Below are 23,346 nucleotides of genomic sequence, written 5' to 3' on the forward strand. Positions count from 1 at the left end.
CTAGTAGCATTGTTAGATGCCTCTACAAATTCCGGATCCCGTTATCGGCGCCTGGACGAAGGGCTTCCCGGCGCATGCTGCGGGACTGCGTCTCGCCGAGGTGGCCGAGGCCGGCCTGCACCTCTCCGATCTGGTCACCCCGGTCCTGACGGTGCATGAGGGTGCCCTCGCGCACAACGAGGAGACCGTCTTCACCTGGGCGAAAGACCGTGGCGTGCTGCTCGCTCCACACGGCAAGACCACCATGGCGCCGGCCCTGTGGCAGCGGCTGCTCGACGCGGGCGCGTGGGGGATCTCGGTCGCGACGCCCTGGCAGGCCGAAGTGGCCGTGGATGCCGGCGTCTCGACCGTGCTCATCGCGAACGCCGTCACCGATCCCGCGGCGGTGCGCCGACTGGGATCCCTGCTCGGTGCGGACGACGGGCTGCGTGTGCTGTGCTGGGCCGACTCCCTCGACGGCGTCATGATCCTCGCGAACGGCATGCGCGATGCGTCGCGTCCGCTGGACGTGCTGGTCGAGCTGGGCGGCGCACACGGTCGAACCGGCGCGCGCACGGTGGCGGAGGGGGAGCGCATCGCGCAGGCCATCGCCGCCGCCCCGGGACTGCGCCTCGCGGGCGTCACCGGATACGAGGGGCCGTTCGGGCCGGACCGCAGCGATACCTCCGTGGCCGCGGTCGACGCCTACCTGGAGACGCTCATCGAGCTGCACACGCGGCTGGAGTACCCGGACGACGTGCGCCCTGTGCTGAGCGCCGGCGGCAGTTCCTTCCCCGACCGGGCGGCGGCGGTGCTCGGGACGGTGGGCGCCGAGGCGGATGTCGTGCTGCGCTCCGGCGCCTTCCAGATCCACGACGACGGCTTCTACTCCCGCATGTCGCCCTTCGGGCCGCTCACCGGGACCGCACCGCTGCGTTCTGCGATGCACGCCTGGTCGCGCGTGGTGTCGCAGCCCGAGGACGGCCTCGCGCTGCTCGACGCCGGTCGTCGAGACGTGCCCTTCGATCTCGACCTGCCCGTTCCCCAGAGCGTCGCGGGTGCGATCACCGCGCTGAACGACCAGCACGCGTTCCTGAGCCTCGCGGATGACGCGAGGGTCGCCGTCGGCGATGTCGTGCGGCTGGGACTCTCACATCCCTGCACGGCGTTCGACAAATGGCGGGTGGTCGCGGTGATCGACGATCCGGACGCCGCCGACCCTCGGGTGATCGGAGCGGTGGCGACATGCTTCTGAGCGCGGAGAAGGCGGCCGCCGGCCTGGTCCGGGTCTATCGCGGAGCCACCGTCATCGACGGGACGGGCGCGCCGAGGTATGTCGCCGACGTCGCCGTGGAGGGGAAGAGGGTGGTGGCGATCATCCCCGAAGGGGCATCGGAGCCGGTGCTCGCGCTTCCCGACGGGGCTGTGGAGGTCGGAGCCGACGGCCTCGTGCTGGCCCCCGGATTCATCGACATGCATGCGCACAGCGAACTCGCCGTGTTGAGCGGTGCCGCGCACGACGCGAAGATCCGCCAGGGCGTCACGACCGAGGTGCTCGGTCAGGACGGGCTCGGGTACGCGCCCCTCGACGATGCGGCGGCCGCGGTCATCCCCGCGCAGATCGCCGGATGGAACGGCATGCCCGCCGAGGTGCCATGGCGGACGATGGACGATCTGCTCGCGGCGATCGACGCCGCAGCGGTCGCGAACGCCGCTGTCCTCGTACCGCAGGGGAACCTGCGGATGATGGTCGTCGGTCATGAGAACCGTCCGGCGACGTCGGCCGAGGTGTCCGCCATGGCCGACCTCCTGGGCGAAGCGCTGGATGCGGGAGCGTTCGGGATGTCGAGCGGACTCACCTACACGCCGGGGATGTACGCCGACACCGCCGAGCTCGAGGCGCTGTGCCGCGTCGTCGCCGAACGCGGCGGCTACTGGGCGCCGCACACCCGCAGCTACGGGGGAGGGGCGCTCGAGGCGTACCGCGAAGCGCTCGACATCGGCCGTCGCACGGGATGCCCCGTGCATCTGACCCATGCCACCATGAACTTCGCTCCGAACCGGGGGCGCGCGCGTGACCTGCTGACTCTGGTCGACGAGGCGATCGCGGACGGCGTGGACGTCACGCTCGACACGTATCCCTATCTTCCCGGCGCCACCACCCTCTCCGCACTGCTGCCCAGCAGGCTCGCAGCCACCGGCGATCTGCTCGGTGCCATCGCCGGGCTCGACAGTGCCGGCCGAGAGGCCGTGCGCGTGGAGCTCGAGGAGGTCGGCTGCGACGGCTTCCACGGTGAGAAGGCCGATTGGACGCAGATCCAGATCTCCGGCACCGCCGATCCGGCCCTGGCCGATCTCGTCGGACGCACCATCGCCGAGATCTCCACCACGACCGGCCGCCGCGCCGTCGATGTGGTGCTCGACACGATCCTCGACGATGCCGGGGCCACCGGGATCCTGATGCACATCGGCGACGAGGAGAACGTCCGCGCGATCATGCGGCATCCGCGGCACGCGGGCGGAAGCGACGGGATCCTGATCGGCGCCCGGCCGCACCCGCGCGGGCGCGGCACATTCCCGCGATACCTCGGGCACTACGTGCGCGAACTCGGCATCCTCACCTGGGAGGAAGCCGTCCGTCACCTCTCCGGAACTCCGGCCAGGCGTCTGGGGCTCGATCGCGGCGATGCACCCCGTGGCATCGTCACGCAGGGTGCGACCGCGGATCTGGTGCTGTTCGATCCGGAGACCATCGCGGCGGGAGCGACCTTCGAGGCGCCTTTCGCCGCCCCGCAGGGCATCGTCGAGGTACTGGTCGACGGCGTACCGGTGGTGTCGGCCGGTGACGTCACCGGACTCACTCCCGGCCGCGCGCTGCGGATGCCGCCGCCGCCGCACCGTGCAACGGTGCCGCGCGTCGATGCGCGTATCGATCCGGCCGCCCCGGGATTCCTGTGGACGGAACGGACGCCGATCCGCACCGCTTCCGGTATCACCGCTTCCGGTACCACCGCTTCTGATCTCACCGCTTCTGATCTCACCGCCGCTGACCTCCGCGCATCCGTGGCGCGCCTGGGCGGCGACGGAGACGACGGCGAACTCTCGCCGATCCGTCTGGTGATCGACGAGTCCCTCGGCGCGGATGCCGTCGTCGCCGGCCGCATCGGCGACGAGGCCTTCCGGGTGACCGTGAGCGCTTCCGGGATCGAGGTCAGGGGCGCGAGTCCCGCGGGGGTGTTCCGGGGCGCGACCACACTGCGACAGCTCCGGGACCCGGATGCCACGACGGCGCTGATCCCCGCGGGGGTCTGGCAAGGGGCGCCCGCGTACAGCTGGCGCGGAGCCATGCTCGACGTCGCCCGGCACTTCCGGAGCGTCGAGGAGGTCCGCCGGTTCATCGACCTTCTCGCCGACCATCACCTGAATGTCCTGCATCTGCACCTCACCGACGACCAGGGTTGGCGTTTCGAGGTGCCCGGCTTCCCCCGGCTCACCGAGGTGGGCGGGCGGCGGGAGGCGACACAGCTGGGACACGGTCCGTCGTCGACCGTCGTCCCCGGTGTGCACGAGGGGTTCTATACGACGGCGGAACTGCACGATCTGGTCGCTTACGCTCGCGAGCGATTCGTGACCCTCGTGCCGGAGGTGGAACTGCCGGGGCACATCCAGGCGGGCCTCGCCGCGTACCCCGAGCTCGGCAACCTCGACGTCGGGGAGCCGGCGCCCTCCGCCTGGGAGCGCTTCGGGGTGAACCCGCGCACCCTGGCGCCCACGGATGCCGCTCTGGCCTTCGGACGTGCGGCGATCGATGCGCTGTGCGATGCCTTCGATTCGGAGTGGATCGGGATCGGCGGCGACGAGGTGCCGGTCACCGAGTGGGCGCAGAGCGCAGCGGCCGGCGCGCGGATGCGTGAGCTCGGCCTCGCCACGCCGCATGACGTGCAGCCGTGGTTCACCGCGCACTTCGTGGCGCACGTGCGTTCCCGGGGGCGCACCGCGCTTGCCTGGGACGAGGTTCTCGAAGGGGATGTCCCCGAGGGGGTGCGCATCCTCGCCTGGCGCGGCCCGGCGGCGATGCGCGAGGCGCTGCGTCTCGGTATCGAGGTCGTGGCGTGCCCCGACCTCGAGGTCTATCTCGACTACCCGCAGTCGGAGTCCGAGGAGGAGCCGATCAGGGTCGGTCCGCCGCTCACGATCGAGCGCGCCTACACGCTGCGCGTCGTGGATGGCGCAGTGGGGGGACAGGCGAACGTGTGGAGCGAGCATCTGCCGACAGCGGATCGCGTCGACTTCGCGGTGTTCCCGCGTCTCTCGGCGATCGCCGAGAGGCTCTGGGAAGGAGGCGACGCCGCACCGTATGCCGGCTTCGGACGCCGCCTGCCGACCCATCTGCGCCGGCTCGCCGCCGCCGGGGTGCGGTATCGTCCCCTTGACGGTCCGCAACCCGCTCAGCGCCGTCCCGGCGTGCCGGGGAAGCCGCTCACGATCGAGGCGCGGGAGCAGATCGTCGCGGGCCTGGTGGAGCGTCTCCTCGAGCGCTCGAACACGGTCGCCGAAGACGATCGAAAGTAATGTAACGTTTCGGTAACCCTGCTCGCACGTCCGCGGGTAGAGGTTGCGCAAATTTTGTTCGTAAGGTCTACTAACAAACATGTCCGTTTCGGATGAACAGCGTTCCGCATCGCCGTCAGAGTACGTCGGTGCGAATGCGCACGCCTTCGGCCCAGGGCGCCACCTGCGCTCACGATCCAAGGTGCTGCCCGAGCACGCACGAGGGCACAACCGCGCCCTCGTGCTGCAGACGCTCTACCACGCCGGCGCGATGAGTCGTGCCGACCTCTCCCGGGAGACCGGACTCACCCGGGTCACCATCTCCGACCTGGTCGCAGAGTTCATCGCCGACGGCATCGTGATCGAGATGGGCGTCCGTGAGGCCGTCGGCCCCGGCAAGCCGCCGATCCTCATCGACATCGACCGCTTCGGGCATCAGATCGTCGGTCTCGACCTCTCCGGACCGGACGCCTTCACCGGTGCGGTGCTGAGTCTCGACGGAGATGTGCTCGAGCGGCGCGAGGTGGCCCGCCCCGCATCGCCCGACGGCGAGGCGGCCTATGCGGCACTGCGTGAGCTGGCGGACGCCCTCGTCGCCGCATCGACCCAGCCTCTGCTGGGTGTGGGAATCGGCACGCCCGGTGTGGTGCGTCCCGATGGCCTCGTCCTCAGCTCGCCCAACCTCGGCTGGACGAACTTCCCGCTCGAGGCGAAGCTCGGCGTCGACCTCGACCTTCCCGTCCTCGCCCGAAACGACGCCAACGCAGCGGTGCTCGCGGAGTACACCTTCGGTGACGCCAAGGCCGACTTCATGCTGATCAAGATCGGCAAGGGCGTCGGCGCCGGTCTCATCACCGGCAGCCAGCCTCTGCTCGGCAGCCGCTTCGCCGCAGGGGAGATCGGTCACGTCGTGGTCGGAACCGACGGCGGACCGCGCTGCGCGTGCGGCAAGGACGGCTGTCTCGAAGCGTGGCTCAGCGTGAGCCGCCTCGGCGCGGCGATCGCTGTGGACCCCGATGCGCGAGACGAGATCCTCCGTGATGCCGGAACGCGGATGGCCATCGCGGTCGCCCCGATCGTCGCGGCGCTCGATCTCTCCGAGGTCGTGCTCTCCGGACCGGCCGAGCTGCTCGACGGCATCCTGATCGACGCCGCCATCGAGACGCTGCACGCGCGGACCCTCGAGGGCGTCTTCGAGGATGTCGTGGTGCGGCTGACGCACCAGGAGGACATCGTCCTGCGAGGAGCCGCCGTCATGGTGCTCTCCGGACAGCTGGGAGTGTCGTGATCGTCGACGCCACCATCACCGTCACGGCAGGGAGCAGCATCCGATGATGGGTGCCGGCAGTGCCGACCGCTCCGGTCGGCCCATTCGAGTGGGCCTGGACGTCGGCGGTACGAAGATCGACGCGGTCGCCGTCGATCCGTCCGGAGACATCCGGGGGAGACTGCGCCGACCGACCGGCTGGGGTGACGACGCCGTCGTCGAGAGCATCGTCGCGGCGGTCACCGCCCTCGCCGTCGAGAGCGGATTCGCCCTCGACGACGTCGGATCCGTGGGGATCGGGATCCCCGGACTCGTCGACGCCGAGGCCGGCCGCGTGGATCACGCCGTCAACCTCGGGGTGGAGTCCCTGGACCTCGCTGCCACGGCCGAGCGTGCACTCGGTGTCCCCTTCCGGGTGGAGAACGACGTGAAGGCCGCGGCGCTCGGAGCCGCGGTGCTGAGCGGAGTCGCCGGGTCCATGGCCTACCTGAACCTCGGAACGGGCGTCGCCGCCGGAATCGTGATCGACGGGCGCATCTGGCGCGGCGCGCGGGGAACGGCCGGCGAGGTCGGTCACCTCTCGGTCGATCCGCGTGGACGACTGTGCGGCTGCGGACAGCACGGCTGCGTCGAGACCTTCTGCGGTGGGGGCGCGCTGGCCAAGGCGTGGGGTCGCCCCGGTGCGCTGCCGATCCGGGACATCTTCGACGCGGCGGACGCCGGCGATCCGCTGGCACTCTCCCTTCGCGACGACCTCTACCACGGAGCCGCAGCCGCCGTGCGGGTTCTCGTGCTCTCCGCCGACGTCGAGACGGTGGTCATCGGGGGAGGACTCACCGCTCTCGGAGACCGGCTCGAGAACGGCATCCGCGCCGCCCTGCACGCGGGCGCCGAGGCGTCACCGTTCATGCGGTCGCTCCGCCTGGATGAGAGAATCGAACTGCTCCCCGCGGGTTCTCCCGCCGCCGCATTCGGCGCCGCACTCGTCGGCGCTTCCATCACCGAGAAGGAGATCGTTCCCCATGGCTGAGGTCGTCATCGTCGAGAATGCCGAGGCTGCCGGTGCGTTGGTCGCCACCGAGATCGTGGAGCTGATCGCGCGTCGTGCGGATGCGGTCCTCGGCCTCGCCACCGGATCGACACCGCTGCCGGTGTACCAGGCGCTGCGCACGCAGCTCGCGGGTCACGACGTCTCGCAGGTGCGCGGCTTCGCCCTCGACGAGTACGTCGGGATCGACCCCGCGCACCCGGAGAGCTACCGCTCCGTCATCACCCGTGAGGTCGTCGAGCCGCTCGGCCTCGACCCGCAGCGCATCCATGTCCCCAACGGTGCGCAGGCGACGATCCAGCACGCGGGCGATGACTACGAGGCGGCCATCGATGCCGCCGGGGGCGTCGACCTGCAGATCCTCGGCATCGGCACGGACGGACACATCGGCTTCAACGAGCCCGGATCGTCGTTCGCGTCCCGCACTCGCGTGAAGACGCTCACGGAGCAGACGCGCGAAGACAACGCCCGCTTCTTCGACTCGATCGACGACGTTCCCATGCACTGCATCACGCAGGGGCTCGGAACGATCCTGAGGGCGCGTCACCTCGTGCTGCTCGCCTTCGGTGAGGGCAAGGCCGAGGCCGTCGCCGGAGCGGTCGAGGGACCGCTCACGGCTCTCCTGCCCGGTTCCGCGATCCAGCTGCACCCGCACGCCACGATCGTGGTCGACGAAGCCGCGGCGTCGCGCCTCGCACTCGCCGACTACTACCGCTACACGTTCGCCAACAAGCCCGCCTGGCAGGGCATCTGAGGCCTGCCCTAGCGCCGCGCCGGCGCGCTCAGCTCGCCGGCGCTGGCCAGGCGATCGGGAGCAGGTGCTCGACGCTCAGCGGCGCCAGCGGAAGCGTGGCGACGTCGGCCGGGGTGATCCACCGCAGCTCGGCGAGCTCTGCCTGAACACTCACCGCCCCGGGGTCGACGGAGGTCGCGAAAGCCTCTGCGACGACCCGGTGCCCCGGTTCGTTCGCTGCCGCGGAGACGAACGTGCCGAGAGGCTCGAGGTCGGCTTCGTCGAGGACCAGCCCGAGTTCCTCGTCGAGCTCGCGGATCAGCGTCTGCGCGGCGGACTCGCCAGCCTCGGGCTTGCCGCCCGGCTGCATGAACATGGTCGTGCCCTGCTTGCGGACGACCAGCACGCGTCCGGACTCATCGACGATCACCGCCGCGCTCACATGGATGTCAGGCATCGGAGGCGAACACCTTTCCGGGGTTGAGGATGCCGAGCGGATCGAACACGGCGGCGATCTGACGTTGGAGCTGCCATTGGTCGTCACCCAACTCCTCGGCGAGCCAGCGCCGTTTCAGGACTCCGATGCCGTGCTCGCCTGTCAGGGTGCCGCCGAGACGGATGGCGGCGCGGAAGAGCTCGTCTGCTGCCGCCCACACGTGCGGCGGCGTCTCCGTCCCCTCGAAGATGAAGTTCGGGTGCAGGTTGCCGTCGCCGGCATGGGCGACCGTCGGGATCACGATGCCGTACTCGCGCTCGATGCGCGCGATCGCGTCGAACATCGCCGGCATGGCGCTGCGCGGTACCGAGACGTCTTCGATCAGCGTCGTGCCCAGCGATGCCATCGCTGCGTGCATAGACCGTCGGACGGCGAGGAGGCGCTCGCCCTCGTCGCGGTCATGGGAGACGATCACCGCCCCCTCGTGATCGCGCAGGATCGCGGCGATCGTGTCCGCTTCGGCGGCAGCCGCCGGGCCGTCCGTCTGGATGGTCAGCTGGGCCGCGCCCTCCGGGGGAACAGCGAGCGCGAGGAGAGCATGCACGGCGGAGAGGCTCGCGGCGTCCATCAGCTCCATGATCGCCGGCTGGACGCCGGCAGCGGTGACGGCAGCGGAGGCGGCGGCCGCGGTGCGTACGCCGGGGAAGGTCGCTGTGACGGTGCAGATCTCGCCGGGGACGAGACGGCGCAGCTTCAGGGTGGCCCCGACGACGACTCCGAGCGTTCCTTCCGAGCCGACCATCAGTGCGGTGAGATCCAGTCCAGTGACGCCTTTGACGCTGCGGTGCCCGAGGTGCATCAGCCGCCCGTCCGCGAGCACCACGTCGACCCCGAGTACCGCGTCGCGCACGACGCCGTACTTGGCGCAGAGCAGACCGCCGGCGCCCGTGGCGATGTTGCCGCCGACGGTCGAGATGTCGCGACTGGCGGGGTCGGGCGCCCACCACAGCCCGTGCTCGGAGAGTGCGGCGTTGAGGTCGGCGTTCAGGATTCCGGGCTCGACCACGGCGAGCAGATCATCGGGACGGATCTCGTTGATCGCTGTCATCCGGCGCAGCGACAGCACGATCTCGCCGGTTCCTGCGTTCGCGGCGCCCGCCAGCCCGGTTCCGGCGCCGCGGATCACGACCGGAGTGCGGGTGGCGGTGGCGATGCGCATGGTCTGCTGCACATGCTCGATCCGCTCCGCGTGGACGACGGCGAGTGGACGGCCCACTGCGGCATGACCGGAGCGGTCGGCCCTGGCCTGTTCGAGCGAGGCATCGTCGGTGTCGACGAGCGCTCCGAGGGATTCCTGCAGGAGGGAGAGGGCGCTCATGATGGCGTGCTCACGACGGTGTGCTCACGAGAGAAGCCTTAAGACAGCGCGCGTCGGCCGCTGAGCACACCGGCGGCCACCGCGACGAGGGCGAAGGCCGTGCCGATGAGCGCCTGGCCCATCGACCACCAGGCGATGGTGACTCCGACGTAGATCAGCAACTCGACGGCGGCGCGGAGGAAAGGGTGCACGCGCAGGACCGGACGCGGCGACAGGAACAGCGCCCAGATCAGGATCACGACGACGGGGGCTCCGACGCCGATGACGACGTTCCAGGGAAGATCCCAGCTCGCGAAGCCCCAGAGGGCGAGAGAGGCCACGGCGACGATGAGGACGACGGCGCGGACGATGTCGAGAGCGGTGATGACCGGGCGGTCGACGCCGGGGACAGGAGCGGGATCCGAGGACATGCATCCAGTCTATTCGGCGGCGGGGGCGTCCTCAGCCGGGGCAGCGGCCGGGTCGACGGTCGCCAGGGATCCGGCGGCCGGCTCCGCGTCGGGTGCCTGTTCGACGGGAGCAGGAGCGGTCGGTACTGCGGCGACGGGCACTGCAGCGACGGGTACTGCAGCAACGGGTGCGGTCTCGATCGGTGCCGGGACGACGGGCGCGGTCTCGACCGGTGGCGCTTCCACGGGTGCCGGGGCTACCTCTGCCGGTGCCTCGACGGTAACGAGGGGCTCGTCGACCGGCGACGCGGAGAGCGGAGTCTCTTCGGCAGGGAGTTCCTCGGCGGGAATCTCCTCGATCGGAACCTCGATGCCGGGACGCGCGGGCTGCAGTTCGAACAGTGATGGGGTGACGGAGAGTCCGGTGTCGCCGTTGTCGAGGATGTACCGGAAGCTGACCAGGGTCGAGCGGGCGAACACATACTGCACGATATCGGGACGCAAGTTGAGGGTGCCGGTTCCGGTGTCGTCGAGGACGATCCGGTCACCACCGCGTGAGCTGCCGTCGAGGAGCGCCTCGACCGTCGCCCCCGGCAGGCCGGTGACGGGCACGCGGTAATGGATCGTGAGGCCCAGCGGATCGTCGGTGACGGAGATCGTCGCAAGGGCCCACTCCGGGACATCGGTCGGAACGCCCGGATCCACGGGGTCGACCGGCTTCTCGGGTTCGACCGGCTTCGCCGGCTCGACCGGGGGCGTGGTCGGCGCTGTCACCGGCGGAGCAGTGACAGCAGGTCCGGACTGATCGGCGCCGGGCTGCGGACTCTCGTTGGCGGCCGGCGGCGCAGGGGGCTGCTCCGGCACGGTGACCGGCGGCTCGATGACGACGGGCTCGTCGAGGCTCAGCTTCTCGTCCGGTCCGACGTCCGCCGAGATCGACGACGGGTCCTCGTCCCCCGCGCTCGGAAGCGAGGTCGCCGGGTCGGCACCGGCGAGTCCGGGGAGGATCGTGGCGGCAGCGACGACACCGGCCACCACCAGAGCGGCCGATCCCACACCGACGAGCGCGCCGATCCCGGTGAACACGCCACCCGCGGATCCGGCACCGGCGGACGAGCCGGCAGTGCCTCCCGCCGAGCCGCCGGCCCCGCCACCGGAACCTGAACCTGAACCACCGGTCGCGGCGAGGCCCGTCGCGGCGTGTGAAGCACCGGGGTCACCAGCGAAGACGGCTCCGGGAATGCTCGACGGCATGGCCGCCAGCGCGACGATCGGCGTGCCGGCGCCTTGCAGCGTGGCGAGGTAGCCGGCGGCGCCGGTGACGCCGAGGACGAGAGGCAGGAGCACCAGGGCGAGACGCTTGGAGACATCTTTCGCCTCGGCCGCGACGATCATGCATCGAGCGCACTCATCGAGGTGCAGTTCGAGCCGCTTGTGGTCGCGCGTGCTGAGGTTGCCACGTGAGTAGGCGCCCAGGTGCTCGATGGTCCACTGGCACTCGGAGCCGTCTTCGGCGCTGCGCAGATGCGCCTGGATCCAGGCTTCGCGCAGACCCTCGCGGGCGCGGAAGGCCAACTGCGACACGGCGCCGGCCTTCATCCCGAGGAGAGGGCCGACCTCCTGCGGCTTCATCTGCTCGATCTCGGTGTACCAGAGCACCTCCTGCCAGCGGGAGGGGAGACTGCGGAAAGCCTGCGCGGTGAGGCTGCGGTCGAGTGCCTCGCTCGCAGCCTGATCGGTGGTGTCGGGGTCGGCGACGGCGTCGAGCTCATCGATCGCGGTCTCGCGGCGGGCGCGTCCCCAGCCTGCCGCCGTGTTGCGGATGCTCGTGAACAGGTAGGCGCGGAAGGATCCGTTCGGCCCGCCCCCTTTGATGATCGCCTGATAGATGCGCGTGTACGACTCCTGCACGAGGTCATCGGGGTCGATCGACGAGGTGACCGAGCGGGCCACGGAGAGACCCGACGGGTAGTGTCGTCGCCAGAGTTCACCGAACGCCTCCGTGTCGCCCGAACGGGTGCGGAGGATCAGGTCGGCGTCGCCGATCGCTTCGTCGTGTGTCGTGTTCTCTTCGTGCACAATCATCCATCTGTCGCCGGGCGCAGGTGCGCCTCCACGGGAAGAGACGCATGAGAGCGCCTCTCATCACGCGACTTCTCCATTCTCTCGCGAATCTCCCAGGGAAGCCACCCTTTCCCGGAACTCCAAGGCGATGCCCGGGTTCGCCAGAGGTGCCGCTGGAGCCGGATGTCGGGGGTCCCCGAAACTCGTACGAAGGAATTTCGAGAAGTCGCGTAATGAATCGGGAGGAGTGTCGTCTCATCCCATGTAGACAGCCGTGAGGATTCCACCGGGGGGCGGGATCCAGGCGCTGGTGCGGGGGGTATTCGCACTGGTCGGGCAGGTCGGGATCCTCGGGGGAGGAGAACCCGGCCGCCCGTCTCACGAGAGGGAACGAGGCCGCCGATCTGGGGAGCGGCGGCCTCCCGCACGTTCGATCCGAGGATCGGGAAGAACTTCTCGAAGGAATTTCGAGAAGTCGCGTAATGAATCGGGAGGAGCGTCGTCTCATCCCATAGAGACAGCCGTGAGGATCCCACCGGGGGGCGGGATCCAGGCACTGGTGCGGGGGGTATTCGCACTGGTCGGGCAGGTCGGGATCCTCGGGGGAGGAGAACCCGGCCGCCCGTCTCACGAGGGGGAACGAGGCCGCCGATCTGGGGAACGGCGGCCTCCCGCCCCGTCACACATGCATGACCGGAGAGCGCAGAGCTGCGCGTCGCGCGCGGCGCCGTCTCAGACGAGCAGCCGGGGTCCTGACCACACGCGCGCGACGCGCAGTTCCGCATCCAGGAGCACGGCATCGCCGAGCATCCCGTTGCGCAGACCGCCGAGAGCAGAATCGCGGCCGATCGCCCGTGCCGGCGTCTCCGTGAGCGCGCGGACGGCCTCGGGCAGCGACACGCCTGCCTGCACGGTCCGCCGCAGGGCCACGTCCTGCGTGAGCGTCGATCCGGCGATCGATCCGGTGTCGTCAGCCCTCGCCACGCCGTCGCGCACCGTGACGCTCACCGCGCCGAGGTCGTAGTGGCCGTCGGCACTCCCGGCGGCCGCCATCGCATCGGTGATCAGCGCGACCCGCCGGGGGGCGGAGTCGAAGACGAGCTTGACGACGTGCGGGTCCAGATGCACGTTGTCGGCGATGGCCTCGAGCACCACACGATGATCGGCCGCTGCCGCGAGAACCGGCCCCGGAGCGCGGTGATGGATCCCCGGCATCGCGTTGAACGCGTGGGTGAGGATGGAGGCTCCCGCCTCGAACGCGGCGATCGCCATGGCGGCATCCGCATCGGTGTGGCCGACGGCGGCCGCAGAGCCCGCTGCCACGATCTGTCGGATCGCGTCGATTCCGCCAGGGAGCTCCGGCGCGATGGTGACCTGACGGACGGTGCCGCGGCCGGCCTCCAGGAGGCGGGCGACATCTGCCGCCGCCGGGTGGCGGAGAAGGGAGGGTTCGTGGGCTCCGTGATGCCCGGGGTCGAGGAAGGGCCCCTCGAGGTGCGATCCCAGGATGTCGGTATCCGTCTCGGTCAGATCCGCGATGAGCGCGACACTGCGCGCGAGGGAGTCCAGCGACGCGGTCACGAGCGAGATGACCGCGCGGGTGGTGCCGTGCGCGCGGTGCAGGTCTCGTCCGGTGCGGATCGCCTCCACGCCGTCGTCGAACGCGGCACCGGCGCCTCCGTGCCCGTGGATGTCGATGAAGCCGGGAGTGAGCAGGGCGCCCGCGCCGGCGACGGCGGTCGCGTCGACGATCTCGTCCGCCGGCGTCCACTCCGATCCCGTCCCGCGGGCCGTCACGACACCGTCCTCGACCCGGATCCAGCCGTCCTCGACGATGTCGCCGTGATCGACGATCCGCGCGGAGTGGATGACCAGCGAACCGGTCGAAGAGGAGTGGGTGCTCAACGTGCGCTCCAGGGGATCTCGTCTGCGGGGTGGAAATCGACCCCTTCAGCCTTCCACAGCGGCGCCAACGACCCGACCCGCAGGCGGAACGACTCCCATGTGCGCTCCGGCGTCTCTCGTGGCGACCAGGCGACCTCGGCCTGCGCAGCGGCGCGCGGGAAGACCAGCTGCTCGACCTCGTCGATCGTGCGGGTGGTCTCCGACCAGAGAGGGGCCTCCACGCCGAGGATCGCGGCCTCGGGGACGTCGAGCACCGCGGTGGGTTCCCACTCGTAGGCGGAGCGGACGTCGATGATCGCCGCCCAGGTGAGTCCGAGGGGGAAGTCCTCCGTGTACTTCATGTCGAGGTAGGTGACGTCAGCCGCCGACATGATGAGGGCGCCTCCGCGTTCGACGAAATGGGCGGCCTCCTCGGCGTGCGTGCCTTCGGGCGTGGTCTTCCCCCAGTACTGCCCGACGGTGCCCTCGGCGATGTTCGCCGCGGAGCCCATCTCGTGCCAGGCCATCGGGATCTTCCCCTCTTCCACGACGATCGAGGTCGCGCGCGCGGCGAACAGATCGAAGTCGGCCTGGGGAGTGCCGAGCGACTCGTCGCCGCCGATGTGGATGTACGGCCCCGGCGTCATCTCGGCCAACTCGCGGACGACGTCGCGCACGAACTCGTACGTGCGCTCCTCGTGGATGCGGACGCTGGAATGGCCGACACCCCAGCCGAGGTAGGTCTCGCCGGCGACGGGCAACGGCTGCCCCAGACGCGCGGAATCCGCGATGAGGTTGTCGTTCAGCACCGGCGCCTCGACGAGCTCGGGGTAGGCCACGCCGATCGCGTGGGTGTGCCCGGGCAGGTCGATCTCGGGGATCACGATCATGTGGCGCGAGGCGGCGTACGCCACGAGCTCGCGGTAGTCGTCCTTCGAGTAGAAGCCGCCGGGGTCGCCGTTCGCCGACGTGCCGGAGGCGCGCTCGGTGAGCAGCGGCCAGGAGTCGATGTGCACGCGCCACCCCTGATCGTCGCTCAGGTGCAGGTGCAGGTGGTTGAACTTGAGCGCACTCGTGCTGTCGATGAACCTCTTCACATCGTCGACGCCGAAGAAGTGCCGGGCGACGTCGAGCATGACGCCCCGTCGCGGGAAGCGCGGGGAGTCCGCGACGTCGGCGCGGAGCAGCGCCCAACCGGAGTCGTCCTGGCGCAGCAGCTGCAGCAGTGTCTGCACGCCGTAGAAGAGCCCTGCCTCGTCGGCCCCGACGACGATGGCCTGATCGCCGATCTCGAGTGTGTAGCCTTCCGGCGCCGAGGATTCCGGGTCGACGATCAACTCGATGTCGGCGGGGGCCTCGTCGTCGACGGAGAGCCGGATGCCACTGCGGCGCTCGACCGCGTCGATCAGCTGGGCAGCGGCGGGTGAGGAACCGCGCACGCGCGTCTTCGCGGTGATCGGCATCCGTCCCTCTCGTGCGACGGCGGACACGGGCACGGGAACGAGCGGAAGAGGATGAGGAAGGACCATGAACAAAACCTACCCGTCGGTGCCGCTCAGCGGAATGGCAGAACTCGAATCGATTCTGCGACCGCCATGAGACGGCAGCGTGCGCGGCGGCTCGCATCGGCTATGCTCGTAACCGTCGCGACTGGCGTCTGGGTGGACTACCACCGGGGAGCGACTGACCACGGAATTCGACCGCGCGCCTGGGCCGATAGGAACACCCCTTTCGAATCCGTTGTCAAAGGAGCACGTCATCATGACCGACCGTTACTTCAACGCCCCGCTTTCCGAGGTCGACCCCGAGATCGCTCAGGTCCTGGATCGCGAGCTGAAGCGTCAGCAGACCTTCCTCGAGATGATCGCGTCGGAGAACTTCGTGCCCGTCTCGGTGCTGCAGTCGCAGGGCTCCGTGCTCACGAACAAATACGCAGAGGGCTACCCCGGACGCCGCTACTACGGCGGCTGCGAAGAGGTCGACGTCGCGGAGTCCCTCGCGATCGAGCGGGCGAAGAGCCTGTTCGGTGCGGAGTTCGCGAACGTGCAGCCGCACTCCGGCGCCTCCGCGAACGCGGCGGTCCTGCACGCGATCGCCCGTCCGGGCGACACCCTGCTCGGTCTGTCCCTCGACCAGGGCGGCCACCTCACGCACGGCATGAAGATCAACTTCTCCGGCCGTCTGTACGACATCGTCGCCTACGGTGTCGACCCCGAAACCTCGACGATCGACATGGCGGAGGTGCGTCGCCTCGCGATCGAGCACAAGCCGAAGGTCATCATCGCCGGCTGGTCGGCCTACCCGCGCACGATGGACTTCGCCGCGTTCCGCGAGATCGCCGACGAGGTCGGCGCGCTGCTCTGGGTCGACATGGCGCACTTCGCCGGTCTGGTCGCCGCAGGTCTGCACCCGAACCCGGTGCCCCACGCACACGTCGTCTCCTCGACCGTGCACAAGACGATCGGCGGCCCGCGCTCGGGCTTCATCCTCACCAACGACGCCGAGCTCGCCAAGAAGATCAACACCGCGGTGTTCCCCGGGCAGCAGGGCGGACCGCTCATGCACGTGATCGCGGCCAAGGCCACGGCGTTCAAGCTCGCCGGCACCCCCGAGTTCAAGGAGCGCCAGGAGCGTGTGCTGCGCGGGGCGAAGCTCATCGCCGAGCGCCTGTCGCAGCAGGACGTGAAGGACGCCGGCATCTCCGTACGCTCGGGCGGCACCGACGTGCACCTGGTTCTGGTCGACCTGCGCGACGCCGAGATCGACGGCAAGCAGTCCGAGGATCTCCTGCACGACATCCACATCACCGTGAACCGCAACGCCGTCCCGAACGACCCGCGTCCGCCCATGGTGACCTCGGGCCTGCGCATCGGCACGCCCGCGCTCGCGACCCGCGGCTTCGGTGATGCCGAGTTCACCGAGGTGGCCGACATCATCGCCCTCGCGCTGCTCCCGGGGGCCGACGTCGAGGCCCTGCGCGCCCGCGTCGACGCCCTGGCCGCCGCGTTCCCGCTCTACCCGGACCTGCAGCAGTAATTCCGCAGCACCTCCCTCTCGCGAGTGCACGAGGTACTGCCGAGCGCACGGCTTGTCGACGTGAACAAGCCGTGCGCTCGACGGGAGGCCGTGCACTCGGCGGTGACGACGTAAGGAAGACACCATGACCGCGAAGATCCTCGACGGGAAGGCGGCTTCGGCCGCGATCCGGGCCGAGCTCACCGAGCGCGTCGCCGCGCTGAAGAGCAAGGGGGTGACGCCCGGGATCGCCACCGTGCTCGTGGGCGCCGACCCGGCGTCGCAGCTGTACGTGGGTATGAAGCATCGGCAGTCCGAGGCGATCGGGATGAACTCGATCCAGCGCGAGCTGCCGGCGGAAGCGACCCAGGCCGACGTCGAAGCGCTGATCGACGAGCTCAACGCCGACCCGGCCTGCCACGGTTACATCGTGCAGCTGCCGCTGCCCAAGCATCTGGACACCGACGCGATTCTCGAGCGGATCGACCCGGCCAAGGATGCCGACGGCCTGCACCCGACCAACCTCGGGCGCCTGGTGCTGAACGTCAACAGCCCGATCCACACGCCGCTGCCATGCACGCCGCGCGGGGTCATCGAACTGCTGTTGCGCAACGACTACGACCTCAAGGGCAAGCATGTCGTGGTGGTCGGGCGCGGCGTCACGATCGGACGCTCGATCGGACTGCTGCTCACCCGGCGCGACCTGAACGCCACGGTCACCCTCACGCACACCGGCACCGTCGACATGCCGCGCTACCTGCGTGAGGCCGACGTGATCGTCGCCGCGGCCGGCGTGAAGCACCTGATCCGCGCGGAAGACGTGAAGCCCGGCGCGGCCGTTCTCGACGTCGGTGTGACGCGCGAGACCGACGAGGAGACGGGGAAGAGCCTCGTGTTCGGCGACGTCGCCCCCGATGTCGCCGACGTGGCGGGCTACATCTCCCCGAACCCGGGAGGTGTCGGCCCGATGACGGTCGCGCTGCTCATGACCAACGTCGTGGAAGCGGCCGAACGGTCGCTCTGACGACGACCCTTCGCGCAGGAAAGGCGCCCTCCCGGTGACGGGAGGGCGCCTTCCTCGTTCCGGGCGCGTACCGCCCGGATCAGCCCAGTTCGTCGAGCATCCGTCGCTGCTCGGGCGTCAGCCCGTCGCGGAGCTCGTCACGGGCGGCGCGGGTCTCCGGCGACTCCGGCGGCGCGGCGGGCGCGGAGGGCGCGGAGGATGGGGCCTTCGCGCCTCCCTGCACGCGTGCCTGCACCGAATCGTAGATCTCGCCCGCCTTCGCCCGCAGCCGATCGTCGATCTGGTCGTAGATCATCCAGCCGAACAGCAGTGCGAGCGGCGGCAGCACGAACGCCCAGAAGCCGGAGGCACGCACCCCGCTCAGCCACACCGTGAGCACCCAGATGATGAGCTCGACGAGATACACCAGGACGTACTGCACGACCTTCTCGCCGGTCCTGGTGCGCTCGGCGGCGGACTTCGCGGCCGACGTGCGGAAGGCCCCGGCGAGCAGCGGCTTCACGAACAGGGCGGCGAGGGTCAGGATGACGGACGCCCACAGCGCGTTCAGACCGACCGACACACCGGGCAGCAGCAGGCCGATCAGCAGCAGCACGGCGACGTCGAACACGTAGAGCGCGGCGAACCGGACGATTCCGTTCTTCATGCGCCCAGAATCCCACACCTCCAGGGCAGATCACCCCTGATTGTGCCCGATCACCCCTGAGCGTGCCCGGTCACCCCTGATTGTGCAGTGTGCTCTCGATCCCGCTGATGCGGGCCTGCTCGTCGAAGCGGAACGTCGCGGTTCCCGTGGCATCCGACACCGTCGCCCCGGAGAACGCCTCATCGGTCCAGGTGAGCGTCCAGCCCGCGAGGCGGGCGAGGTCCCAGACCGCCGTGCGTGCATCGGGCAGGACGGCGGCGGAGAGCACGCGGGGGAGCGCGATGACCGCATCGGCCACCGTGAGCGGCGCGAGCGGAGCGTCGAGCAGGAAGACCGCCCGTGTTCCGTTGCCGACCGGGGCGGAATAGTAGGGGGAGCGCCCGGTGAGCTCCACCGCGACGCCGCCGACCGTGTGGGCCGCCTGGGCGATCCATTCGTCGTCGCCGGAGACCTCGGCGGGGAACGCGACCTCGGCGGTGGTGAGTTCGGCGACGCCGTGCTCATTGCCGTATGCGTGCAGCTGCGCGGCGACTCCCTGCGGGTCGCCGCTCGGGTGTGCCCAGGCCCACAGCAGCGACCGGGGTCCCGGTGCGATCGTCGCGATCAGGTGCGCGCGGGCCACGAGCTGGCGGGACGGATCGGCGTCGGCCGTGAAGGTCAGCGTGCCGGCAGCCAGGTCCGCGTCCCAGCGGTGCTCGCCGAGGGCATCGGCGGCGGCGGAGAGAGCATCCTGACGGAGTGCGACGAAGAGGGCGGCACGATCGGCGAGGGGCTGGAGCGCGGCGAAGGTCATGCCGACAGTCTCGCGGTCGATGCTATGAATCCGCTAGTTCACGCGGAGATCGTCGCGGCTTCCGGGCGTCCCATCCGCCAGACGCTCGGCACCATCAGGGTGGCCAGCGCGATCACCGCGTACACGGCACCCGAGGCGATGAGCACGGTCGCGGGGTCGGCATGTGTGATCAGCCAGCCGTACACGAGCGTGCCGATCGGCATCACGACGAAGCTGCCGAGCATGTCGTAGCTCGACACCCGGGAGAGCTTCTCGCCGGGGATGTTCTCCATCATCGCGAGGTTCCACCCCGTGCTGAAGACCTCGGCCCCCGCCCCCGCGATGAACGCGGCCATGGCGAGCAGGACCACCGCGGGATGCATGCCCAAAATCGTCACGGGGATCGCGAAGGCGGCCATGCCGATCATGCCGTAGCGCAGCGGCCGTCGCAGCGGGAACCACATCAGCAGCAGCGTCATCAGCAGCACGCCGGCGCCCTCGGCGCTCACGACCCAGCCCCATCCGGTGATGCCGAGCAGATCGTTGTTCTTCGCGATGTACGGGCCCACGACACCCCAGGCGCCGACGTGGATGGCGTTCATGACCATGAAGGCCAGCACGATCGTCCACAGCCATGAGCGACTCCAGAACTCCCGCCATCCGATGCGGAGGTCGTGGAACATCGTGGTGCCGCCCGCGTGCGACGGGGGAGGGAGCTTCACCAGGGCCAGCACCGGGATCGCGATCACCCATCCGGTCGCCTGCACGACCATCGCCCAGGCCGGGCCCGCGGTCGCCACCAGGATGCCCGCGATGATCGGGCCGCCGATGGTCACGGCTGAGCGCACGAAGGACAGCATCGCGTTCGCCTGCTGCAGATGCTCGGGAGTCGTGAGCTGCGGGATGATGCCCTGCATCGCCGGCAGCACGAACGCCGTCGAAGCGCCGTTGACGATCGAGAGCATCACGAGGAGCGGGATCGTGGCGTTGCCGGTGAACAGGAGCGCGGCGATCGTGCCGATCGACAGGATGTCGACCACATAGCAGGCCTGGATGATCAGCGCCCGGGGGAGTCGGTCGGCGATCACGCCGCCGAACAGCACGAAAACGATGTTGCTCACTGTGAAGGCGGCGAGCACGAAGGACAGCGATCGCGCGTCGTTGTCGATCTCCAGGACCGCGAAGGCGAGGGCGATCGAGGACATCGACCCGGCGATCATCGTGATCGCCCGGGCGAGGAAGAACCAGCGGAAGTTGCGGTCCTGCATCGCGGCGAGCCCGCGGCTCACCTCACGACCTCGGTCCTATGCACCCGGCTATCCTGCCACGGGCGGGAGTCGTTCGAATCGCGCAGACGGTTGCATCCAGGTCCTGGACACAGCCACGTGCGCGATTCGAAAGGTCAGTAGCTGGCGCGGGAGGAGTCGTCGGTGGCGATGAAGCGCGCGGCCAGAGCCTCGGACGCCCGTGCGAGCAGAGCGACATCCGCCCCGACGGCCACGAAGTCGGCACCGGCGGCGAAGTAGGCGTCGGCGGTTGCAGGGTCGAACGCGTTGACGCCGACGGCTTTACCTGCCGCCTTGACCGCGGCGAAGACCCTCTTGACGGCGGCCGTGACCTCGGGGTGGGTCTGCTGGCCGAGCAGGCCCATCGACGCGGACAGATCGGAAGGGCCGACGAAAACCGCGTCGACGCCGTCGACCGCGGCGATGTCGGCTGCGGCCTCGACGCCCGCCGCCGTCTCGATCTGCACCGTGAGCGAGATGTGCTGCGCCGATTCCTGCAGGTAGCGATCGACACGGTTCCAGCGCGCGCTGCGGGCGAGGGCGCTGCCCACTCCGCGCACGCCCTCGGGCGGGTAGCGGGTGGCCGCGACGGCGGCGCAGGCCTCGTCTGCGGAGGAGACCATCGGCACGATCAGGTTCTGCGCTCCGAGGTCGAGGATCTGCTTGATCGCGACGGTGTCGTTCGACGGCACCCGCACGAGCGGGGCGATCGGGTACGCGGCGACGGCCTGGAGCTGCACGAGCACGGACTCGAGCGTGTTCGCCGAGTGCTCCATGTCGATCAGCAGCCAGTCCAGTCCCGACCCCGCGGCGACCTCGGCGAGCAGCGGGCTGCCGGAGCAGACCCACATGCCCACGAAGGGGCGATCGGAGTCCGCGATCTGCTCGCGGAACGAAGGGGCTAGACGAAGCGGCATGCGATTGTTCCCATCGGTCCGTAATCGCACAGCACCTCGTCGCCACGCGACACCCACATCGGGCGTGTGAACGATCCTGCCAGGATGATCTCTCCGGCCTCGAGACGCGCGCCGTGCTGATGGAACTTGTTCGCGAGCCACGCGACCCCGGTGGCCGGGTGACCGAGCACCCCGGCGGCGACACCGGTCTCCTCGATCTCGCCGTTGCGGGAGAGGACACCGGGAACCCAGCGCAGGTCGATCTCATCGGGGCGCTTGCGCACGGTGCCGAGCACCATCGCGCCGTACGCCGCGTTGTCGCTGATCGTGTCGACGATCGTGCGGCCCTCGAGCTCGATGTGCGAGTTCAGCACCTCGAGCGCGGGGACGGCGTAGTCGATCGCCGCGAGAGCATCGTCGAGGGTGCAGTCGGGGCCCTCGAGCGGGGTCTTCAGCACGAAGGCGAGCTCGACCTCGATGCGCACGTTCGAGAAGTGGTCGACCGGGATCTCGGCGCCCGAGTCGTAGACCGTGTCGTCGAACATCACCCCGTAGTCCGGCTCGGTGATGCCCGTGGCCTGCTGCATCGCCTTCGAGGTCAATCCGATCTTGCGACCGACGAGTCGACGGCCCGCGGCGATCTGCGAGTCGCGCCAGACCCCCTGGATCGCGTAGGAGTCCTCGACCGTGGCCTCCGGGTACCGAGCCGTGATGCGCGGGATCACGGAGTGCGTGCGGTCGGCCTCCGCGAGTTCCGCCGCGATCTGCGTGATCGTCTCTGCTGACAGCATCCGTGCCCCCTTAGAGCTGGTGGCCCAGCTTGTACTCGCCCTGCTTGTACTCGGGCATGTCCTTGTCGTCGTCCGCGCGCGTGTACGAGAAACCATCGGCACCGATCGTGACCGCCATCTCGGAGTCGTCGGTGCGGGCCACGACCGGCTGCGGGTTGCCGTCGAGGTCGAGGACCAGCGAGGCATCCGTGTACCAGGACGGGACGACGGGGTTGCCCCACCAGTCGCGACGCTGGTTGTCATGGACGTCCCACGTGATGACCGGGTTGTCGGGGTCGCCCGTGTAGTAGTCCTGCGTGTACACCTCGACGCGGTGGCCGTCGGGGTCGCGCAGGTAGAGGTAGAAGGCGTTCGAGACGCCGTGACGCCCGGGGCCGCGCTCGATCGAGTCGGAGCGGCGGAGCGCGCCGAGCTTGTCGCAGATCGCGAGGATGTTGTGCTTCTCGTGGGTCGCGAAGCACACGTGATGCATCCGGGGGCCGTCGCCGCCGGTCATGGCCGTGTCGTGCACCGTGGGCTTGCGGCGCATCCAGGCGGCGTAGACCGTGCCCTCGTCGTCCTGGATGTCCTCCGTGACGCGGAATCCGAGATCCTGCATGAACCCCACGGCGCGCGGCACATCGGGGGTGACCTGGTTGAAGTGGTCCAGCCGCACCAGCTCGCCGGGGATGTGCAGGTCGTAGCGCCACGACATCCGCTCGACGTGCTCGGTCGCGTAGAAGAACTCGTAGGGGAAGCCGAGCGGGTCGACGACGCGCACCGAGTCGCCGATGCCCTTGACGAAGCCGTTCTCGTCTCGTCGCACATCGCAGCCCAGCTCGGTGTAGAACTCCACCGCGCGGTCGAGGTCTTCGGGAGTGCGGACCCGGTACGAGAACGCGGCCACGGCGGCGATCGGGCCCTTGCGCAGCACCAGGTTGTGGTGGATGAACTCCTCCGTCGACCGCAGGTAGATCGCCTCGTCGTCCTCCGCGGTCACGTACAGGCCCAGGATGTCGACGTAGAACTGGCGGGAGGCGGCGAGGTCGGTGACCACGAGCTCCATGTACGCGCAGCGGAGGATGTCCGGGGGAGAGCTCTGCGGCGTCGCGATGGGGTTCTCGGAGCGGATCGGCGCCTCCTGGGAGACGTAGAAGCCGGAGGAGGTCAGGGTCATGTCGTCGCGGTGTGTCATGTCAGCGTCCTTG

The 23,346-nt window shown here is 69.7% G+C and carries 19 protein-coding genes and 1 riboswitch; of the genes, 7 read left to right on the plus strand and 12 right to left on the minus strand.

Translation table 11 applies throughout. The features are described from left to right. The first annotated feature begins 16 nt into the window (after window positions 1-16). The 5 genes from GLO27_RS01740 (at window position 17) to nagB (ending at window position 7,599) form a co-directional block, all read left to right on the plus strand. The gene (locus GLO27_RS01740; RefSeq protein WP_235045215.1) at window positions 17-1,234 is read left to right on the plus strand and encodes an alanine racemase; all 1,218 of its coding nucleotides are present in this window, start codon (window positions 17-19) and stop codon (window positions 1,232-1,234) included. Beyond that, window positions 1,225-4,551, plus strand: a complete 3,327-nt coding sequence (locus GLO27_RS01745; RefSeq protein WP_167253321.1) for a family 20 glycosylhydrolase — start codon at window positions 1,225-1,227, stop codon at window positions 4,549-4,551. The genes GLO27_RS01740 and GLO27_RS01745 overlap by 10 nt, the downstream gene beginning before the upstream one ends. Window positions 4,552-4,630: 79 nt before the next feature. Beyond that, the gene (locus tag GLO27_RS01750) at window positions 4,631-5,818 is read left to right on the plus strand and encodes an ROK family transcriptional regulator (RefSeq protein ID WP_167253323.1); all 1,188 of its coding nucleotides are present in this window, start codon (window positions 4,631-4,633) and stop codon (window positions 5,816-5,818) included. A gap of 43 nt (window positions 5,819-5,861) precedes the next feature. Next, on the plus strand, window positions 5,862-6,827 hold the full coding sequence (locus GLO27_RS01755) for an ROK family protein (protein ID WP_021198843.1): 966 nt from the start codon (window positions 5,862-5,864) through the stop codon (window positions 6,825-6,827). Continuing rightward, window positions 6,820-7,599, plus strand: coding sequence for a glucosamine-6-phosphate deaminase (gene nagB / locus GLO27_RS01760; protein ID WP_021198842.1), 780 nt, complete (start codon window positions 6,820-6,822; stop codon window positions 7,597-7,599). Before GLO27_RS01755 ends, nagB begins: the two co-directional genes overlap by 8 nt. A 28-nt stretch (window positions 7,600-7,627) precedes the next feature. Here nagB and GLO27_RS01765 read toward each other — a convergent pair whose 3' ends face one another. The 6 genes from GLO27_RS01765 to GLO27_RS01790 all read right to left on the minus strand — a co-directional run bounded on the left by GLO27_RS01765 (window position 7,628) and on the right by GLO27_RS01790 (window position 15,258). Beyond that, entirely contained in the window at window positions 7,628-8,035 is a 408-nt protein-coding gene (locus tag GLO27_RS01765) for an NUDIX domain-containing protein (protein WP_021198841.1), read from the minus strand. Beyond that, window positions 8,028-9,392 carry an FAD-linked oxidase C-terminal domain-containing protein gene (locus tag GLO27_RS01770; RefSeq protein WP_167253325.1) on the minus strand — a complete coding sequence of 455 codons (1,365 nt, stop codon included), beginning with the start codon at window positions 9,390-9,392 and terminating at the stop codon, window positions 8,028-8,030. The genes GLO27_RS01765 and GLO27_RS01770 overlap by 8 nt, the downstream gene beginning before the upstream one ends. 38 nt (window positions 9,393-9,430) lie before the next feature. Beyond that, entirely contained in the window at window positions 9,431-9,802 is a 372-nt protein-coding gene (locus tag GLO27_RS01775) for a YrdB family protein (protein ID WP_029259531.1), read from the minus strand. Window positions 9,803-9,811: 9 nt separating this feature from the next. Next, window positions 9,812-11,860: a sigma-70 family RNA polymerase sigma factor gene (locus GLO27_RS19980; RefSeq protein ID WP_208323473.1), complete on the minus strand. Its 2,049-nt coding sequence runs from the start codon at window positions 11,858-11,860 to the stop codon at window positions 9,812-9,814. Window positions 11,861-12,577: 717 nt separating this feature from the next. Further along, window positions 12,578-13,750 (minus strand): N-acetylglucosamine-6-phosphate deacetylase, encoded by a 1,173-nt coding sequence (nagA, locus tag GLO27_RS01785; protein WP_167253329.1) that lies wholly within the window; start codon window positions 13,748-13,750, stop codon window positions 12,578-12,580. Beyond that, window positions 13,747-15,258, minus strand: coding sequence for a family 20 glycosylhydrolase (locus tag GLO27_RS01790; protein ID WP_243844697.1), 1,512 nt, complete (start codon window positions 15,256-15,258; stop codon window positions 13,747-13,749). The genes nagA and GLO27_RS01790 overlap by 4 nt, the downstream gene beginning before the upstream one ends. A 107-nt stretch (window positions 15,259-15,365) precedes the next feature. Next, window positions 15,366-15,450: riboswitch (ZMP/ZTP riboswitch) on the plus strand. A 40-nt stretch (window positions 15,451-15,490) separates the two neighbouring features. Between GLO27_RS01790 and glyA the strand changes: the two genes are divergently transcribed. Further along, complete coding sequence (gene glyA / locus GLO27_RS01795) at window positions 15,491-16,765, plus strand: serine hydroxymethyltransferase (RefSeq protein WP_021198835.1); 1,275 nt, start codon at window positions 15,491-15,493, stop codon at window positions 16,763-16,765. A 124-nt stretch (window positions 16,766-16,889) separates the two neighbouring features. Then, a complete protein-coding gene (locus GLO27_RS01800) occupies window positions 16,890-17,768 on the plus strand; it encodes a bifunctional methylenetetrahydrofolate dehydrogenase/methenyltetrahydrofolate cyclohydrolase (protein ID WP_021198834.1) in 879 nt (292 codons plus the stop codon). A gap of 79 nt (window positions 17,769-17,847) precedes the next feature. Here GLO27_RS01800 and GLO27_RS01805 read toward each other — a convergent pair whose 3' ends face one another. The 6 genes from GLO27_RS01805 to hpaD all read right to left on the minus strand — a co-directional run bounded on the left by GLO27_RS01805 (window position 17,848) and on the right by hpaD (window position 23,333). Next, window positions 17,848-18,414 carry a hypothetical protein gene (locus tag GLO27_RS01805; RefSeq protein WP_167253331.1) on the minus strand — a complete coding sequence of 189 codons (567 nt, stop codon included), beginning with the start codon at window positions 18,412-18,414 and terminating at the stop codon, window positions 17,848-17,850. Between the two features lie 70 nt (window positions 18,415-18,484). Then, a complete protein-coding gene (locus GLO27_RS01810; RefSeq protein WP_167253332.1) occupies window positions 18,485-19,207 on the minus strand; it encodes a DUF6882 domain-containing protein in 723 nt (240 codons plus the stop codon). Window positions 19,208-19,245: 38 nt separating this feature from the next. Then, window positions 19,246-20,475 (minus strand): MFS transporter, encoded by a 1,230-nt coding sequence (locus tag GLO27_RS01815; RefSeq protein ID WP_167253334.1) that lies wholly within the window; start codon window positions 20,473-20,475, stop codon window positions 19,246-19,248. A gap of 113 nt (window positions 20,476-20,588) precedes the next feature. Further along, complete coding sequence (locus GLO27_RS01820) at window positions 20,589-21,389, minus strand: HpcH/HpaI aldolase/citrate lyase family protein (protein ID WP_167253336.1); 801 nt, start codon at window positions 21,387-21,389, stop codon at window positions 20,589-20,591. Beyond that, window positions 21,374-22,159 carry a fumarylacetoacetate hydrolase family protein gene (locus GLO27_RS01825; RefSeq protein ID WP_167253338.1) on the minus strand — a complete coding sequence of 262 codons (786 nt, stop codon included), beginning with the start codon at window positions 22,157-22,159 and terminating at the stop codon, window positions 21,374-21,376. The genes GLO27_RS01820 and GLO27_RS01825 overlap by 16 nt, the downstream gene beginning before the upstream one ends. 10 nt (window positions 22,160-22,169) lie before the next feature. Next, window positions 22,170-23,333 carry a 3,4-dihydroxyphenylacetate 2,3-dioxygenase gene (hpaD, locus tag GLO27_RS01830; RefSeq protein ID WP_029260486.1) on the minus strand — a complete coding sequence of 388 codons (1,164 nt, stop codon included), beginning with the start codon at window positions 23,331-23,333 and terminating at the stop codon, window positions 22,170-22,172. Between the last annotated feature and the right edge of the window lie 13 nt (window positions 23,334-23,346).

The organism is Microbacterium sp. Be9 (assembly GCF_011754135.1).
Classification (GTDB): Bacteria; Actinomycetota; Actinomycetes; order Actinomycetales; family Microbacteriaceae; genus Microbacterium; species Microbacterium maritypicum_A.

Bases quoted from the DNA above. Each gene is read 5' to 3' on its own strand.
- GLO27_RS01740 (WP_235045215.1), top strand. From the start codon at position 17: ATGCCTCTACAAATTCCGGATCCCGTTATCGGCGCCTGGACGAAGGGC.
- GLO27_RS01745 (WP_167253321.1), top strand. From the start codon at position 1,225: ATGCTTCTGAGCGCGGAGAAGGCGGCCGCCGGCCTGGTCCGGGTCTAT.
- GLO27_RS01750 (WP_167253323.1), top strand. From the start codon at position 4,631: ATGTCCGTTTCGGATGAACAGCGTTCCGCATCGCCGTCAGAGTACGTC.
- GLO27_RS01755 (WP_021198843.1), top strand. From the start codon at position 5,862: ATGATGGGTGCCGGCAGTGCCGACCGCTCCGGTCGGCCCATTCGAGTG.
- nagB (WP_021198842.1), top strand. From the start codon at position 6,820: ATGGCTGAGGTCGTCATCGTCGAGAATGCCGAGGCTGCCGGTGCGTTG.
- GLO27_RS01765 (WP_021198841.1), bottom strand. From the start codon at position 8,035: ATGCCTGACATCCATGTGAGCGCGGCGGTGATCGTCGATGAGTCCGGA.
- GLO27_RS01770 (WP_167253325.1), bottom strand. From the start codon at position 9,392: ATGAGCGCCCTCTCCCTCCTGCAGGAATCCCTCGGAGCGCTCGTCGAC.
- GLO27_RS01775 (WP_029259531.1), bottom strand. From the start codon at position 9,802: ATGTCCTCGGATCCCGCTCCTGTCCCCGGCGTCGACCGCCCGGTCATC.
- GLO27_RS01790 (WP_243844697.1), bottom strand. From the start codon at position 15,258: ATGGTCCTTCCTCATCCTCTTCCGCTCGTTCCCGTGCCCGTGTCCGCC.
- glyA (WP_021198835.1), top strand. From the start codon at position 15,491: ATGACCGACCGTTACTTCAACGCCCCGCTTTCCGAGGTCGACCCCGAG.
- GLO27_RS01800 (WP_021198834.1), top strand. From the start codon at position 16,890: ATGACCGCGAAGATCCTCGACGGGAAGGCGGCTTCGGCCGCGATCCGG.
- GLO27_RS01805 (WP_167253331.1), bottom strand. From the start codon at position 18,414: ATGAAGAACGGAATCGTCCGGTTCGCCGCGCTCTACGTGTTCGACGTC.
- GLO27_RS01810 (WP_167253332.1), bottom strand. From the start codon at position 19,207: ATGACCTTCGCCGCGCTCCAGCCCCTCGCCGATCGTGCCGCCCTCTTC.
- GLO27_RS01820 (WP_167253336.1), bottom strand. From the start codon at position 21,389: ATGCCGCTTCGTCTAGCCCCTTCGTTCCGCGAGCAGATCGCGGACTCC.
- GLO27_RS01825 (WP_167253338.1), bottom strand. From the start codon at position 22,159: ATGCTGTCAGCAGAGACGATCACGCAGATCGCGGCGGAACTCGCGGAG.
- hpaD (WP_029260486.1), bottom strand. From the start codon at position 23,333: ATGACACACCGCGACGACATGACCCTGACCTCCTCCGGCTTCTACGTC.